1 protein-coding gene is annotated in these 4,209 nt (G+C 69.1%); it reads left to right on the top strand.

Annotation, left to right across the window (positions count from 1 at the left end):
* A partial coding sequence (locus NRB56_RS38030; protein ID WP_153349227.1) for a non-ribosomal peptide synthetase occupies positions 1 to 4,209 on the top strand: 4,209 nt, incomplete at both ends.

Below are 4,209 nucleotides of genomic sequence, written 5' to 3'. Positions count from 1 at the left end.
TGACCTCGGACCGGTTCGTCGCGAACCCGTTCTCCGACACCGGGCAACGCATGTATCGCACCGGAGACCTGGTGCGCTGGAACGATACCGGCGCGATCGAGTACATCGGCCGCACCGACTTCCAGGTGAAGTTCCGGGGCCAGCGCATCGAACTCGGCGAAATCGAAACCGTACTGCTCGCGCACCCGGCGGTGAGCCAGGCCGTGGTCCTGGTCGCCGACACCGCCACCGGGCAACAACTGGCCGCCTATGTCGTTGCCGCACCGGGCTTCTCGCCCGAAGCGGCGGAACTGACCCGGCACACGGCCGGGCAACTACCCGCCTACATGGTGCCCGCCGCGATCGTACTGCTCGACGCGTTCCCCTTGAACACCTCCGGCAAACTCGACCGGAAAGCGTTGCCGGAACCGGTGTTCAGCGCCGATGCGGCCGGTTACCGCGCCCCGCGCACCCAGGCGGAGGAGATCGTCGCCGGGGTGTTCGCCGATGTGCTCGGCCGGCCCCGGGTCGGCGTGGACGACAACTTCTTCGAACTCGGCGGCAACTCGCTGGTCGCCACCCAGGTCGTGGCGCGCATCTCCGCCGCGTTCGGCATCCGGCTCGGCGTGCGCGCGCTGTTCGAGACCCCGACCGTGGCCGGTATCGCGGCCCGTGCGGAATCGGCCTCCCCGGCGACGGAGAGCCGTCCGCCGCTGGTCGCGCAGCGGTTGTCCGGGCTGGAGGCTCCGGCGCGGATGCCGTTGTCGCTGGCGCAGCAGCGAATGTGGTTCCTGAACCAGTTCGATCCGACCGTCCCGACCTACAACCTGCCGTTCGTGGTGCGGCTGCGCGGCCGCGTCGACATCGACGCGCTGACCGAATCGCTCTACGACGTCGTCGAGCGCCAGGAGGCGCTGCGCACCGTGTTCCCCGAATCCGGGGACGGCGGCTTCCAGCAGGTCGTGCCGATGGACGAGGTCGACCTCGGCGTCGAGGTGCTGCCGGTCGCCGAGGCCGAATTGCGCGACATCCTGGCCGAATTCGCGTCCACCGGATTCGATGTCACCAGCGAGCTGCCGATCCGGGTGCGGGTCTACCAGATCGCCGGCGGTGAGCGCCCGGAATACGCCGTCGCGTTCGTCGTGCACCACATCGCCGCCGACGGTTTCTCCTTCGGGCCGCTGGCCCGCGACGTGACCGCCGCCTATCTGGCCCGCGCGGCCGGTCAGCCGCCGGCCTGGCAGCCGTTGCCGGTGCAGTACACCGACTTCAGCCTCTGGCAGCGGCGCGTGCTCGGATCCGAGGACGACGGATCGTCCATCGCCGCGCGCGAAATCGATTACTGGCGTGGCGCTCTCGCCGGTCTGCCGGACCAGATCGACCTGCCCTCGGATCGGCCGCGGCCGCCGGTGCAGAGCTTCCACGGCTCCCGGATCACCTTCGAGATCGATCCCGAGACGCACGCCGGGCTGTCCGCCCTGGCCCGCGGCCGGGGCGTCACGCTGTTCATGGTGCTGCACTCGGCGCTGGCGGTTCTGCTGGCGCGGCTGTCGGGCACCACCGACATCGCGATCGGCACCCCGGTCGCCGGTCGCGGCGAACAGGCTCTCGACGACCTGATCGGCATGTTCGTCAACACGCTCGTGCTGCGGTCCGAAATCGACACCGTCGCTTCCTTCGGTGAATTCCTCACGCGCACACGGGATACCGATCTGGCCGCGTTCGCGCATGCCGACGTGCCGTTCGAGCGCCTGGTCGAGGTGCTGAACCCGACCCGGTCGCAGGCGCGGCATCCGCTGTTCCAGGTGATGCTGTCGTTCCAGGAGCTCTCGCACGCGACGCTGCGGATGGGTGACCTCGAGGTCACCGCCGACGAGCTCGAGGTCGACATCGCGAAGTTCGATCTGCAGTGGACGCTGACCGAACAGCACGGCGCCCAGGGCGAACCGGCGGGTGTGTCCGTCGTGGTCTCGTACGCCACCGATCTGTTCGACGCCGCCACCGTCGCCGAATTCGGCCGCGGCTATCTGCGGGTGCTCACCGATGTGCTGGCCGACCCCGACGCCCGGGTGCGCGACATCGAGATCATGGACGCCGCCGAGCGCGCCACCATCCTCGAGCAGTGGAATCGCACCGCGCACGAACTGCCCACGGCCACCACTGTTCTCGATCTGTTCGAGCGGCAGGTGGGGCTGCGGCCGCAGGCGACCGCGCTGATCTTCGATCCGGGCGAGCGGTCCGGTGGCGAATACGGCCCGGCCGCCGAGCTGTCCTACGCGGAGTTCGCCGCGCGGGTGAATCGCTTGGCGCGCAAGCTGATCGATGACGGCGTCGGCCCGGAATCGCTCGTGGCGGTGGGTATCCGCCGCTCGATCGACATGCTGGTGGCGATCTACGCGACCTTGACCGCGGGCGGCGGTTACGTGCCGATCGATCCGGATCATCCCGCCGAGCGCACCGACTACGTGTTGCGCAGCTCTGATCCGGTGTGCCTGTTGACCACTCGCGCCGACGAGGTCGACGTGGAGCTCGACGACTGCCCCGTCGTGTACCTCGACGAGCTGGAACTCGGTGCGGACAGCGCGTATTCGGACGCGCCGATCACGGCCGGCGAGCGCCGCGGGCAGCTGCGCGGCGACAACACCGCCTACGTGCTGTACACCTCCGGGTCGACCGGCCGCCCCAAGGGCGTCGCGATCCGGCATTCCGCCGTGCTCAACCAGATCGCCTGGATCACCGCCGAATACGGCATCGACGACACCGATGTGGTCCTGCAGAAGACCCCGGTGACCTTCGACGTCTCGGTGTGGGAGCTGTTCGGCAGCCTCGCCGTCGGCGCCCGTCAGGTGATCGCCGCGCCGGACGGGCACCGCGATCCGATGTACCTGTCGGAGATCATCGGGCGGCATCGGGTCACCCTCACCTCGTTCGTCCCGTCGATGCTGTCGGTGTTCGCCTCGAGCGCCTCGGCGGCCGAAAGTTCTTCGCTGCGTGCGGTTCTGGTGGCCGGCGAGGCGTTGCCGCCCGCGATGGTCGCGGCGTTCCGCAAGTTCTCCACCGCGGCCGTGCACAACCTGTACGGCCCCACCGAATTCACCGTCCACGCCACCGCGGCGGCGATCACCGATGCGGTACCCACCTCGGTGCCGATCGGCCGTCCGGTCTGGAACGCGCAGGCGTACGTCCTGGACGAGGGACTGCGGCCGGTGCCCGCCGGGGTACCGGGTGAGCTCTATCTCGGTGGCGCACAGGTGGCGCGCGGCTATCACGGCCGGCCCGACCTGACCGCGGAACGGTTCGTGGCCGACCCGTTCGGCGCGCCCGGCAGCCGCCTCTATCGCACCGGCGACCTGGTGCGCTGGGCCGGAAACCGGTTCTCCGCCAACGCCTCCGGCGCTCAGGGCGTCCTCGAGTACATCGGCCGCACCGACTTCCAGGTGAAGTTCCGCGGCCAGCGCATCGAACTCGGCGAGATCGAGACGGCACTGCTGGGCCACCAGGCGGTGAATCAGGCCGTCGTGCTGGTGATCGACACCGTGGCCGGCGATCAGCTGGTCGCCTATGTGGTCACCACGCCGGGCCCGGTGGATCTGGACAACATCAAGAACGCGCTGCACCGCACGCTGCCCGCCTACATGGTGCCGTCGGCGATCGTGGTGCTGGAGGCCTTCCCGCTCAACGCCTCCGGCAAGCTGGACCGGCGGGCGCTGCCCGCACCGGTCTTCGAGGTGCGCGAATTCCGTGCTCCGACAACGCCGATCGAGGAGATCGTCGCCCAGATCTTCGGCGAGGTGCTCGGTATCGTCCGGGTCGGCGTCGACGACGACTTCTTCGAACTGGGCGGCAACTCGCTGATCGCCACCCAGGTCGCCTCCCGGCTGGGCACCGCACTGGACACCCGGGTACCGGTGCGCATGCTGTTCGAGGCGAGCACCGTCGCGGCGCTGGCCGCGCGCATCGAATCGCATGCCGGCGACGGCGCCCGCAAGGCGCTGGTGGCCCGGCAGCGGCCGGCGGAGGTGCCGTTGTCGCTGGCGCAGCAGCGCATGTGGTTCCTGAATCGCTTCGACACCAGCAACGCGGTCAACAACATTCCCGTCGCTATTCGGTTGTCGGGTGAGTTGGATGTGGCGGCGTTGCAGGTGGCGGTGATTGATGTGATTGATCGTCATGAGTCGTTGCGGACGGTGTTTCCGGAGACGGGGAATGGTCCGGTGCAGGTGGTGTTGG

The organism is Nocardia aurantia (genome assembly GCF_009604425.1).
In the GTDB taxonomy this organism is placed as follows: Bacteria; Actinomycetota; Actinomycetes; order Mycobacteriales; family Mycobacteriaceae; genus Nocardia; species Nocardia aurantia.
Note: the sequence above shows the minus strand (reverse complement) of the source record. Positions and strands in the feature narration are given on the sequence as shown.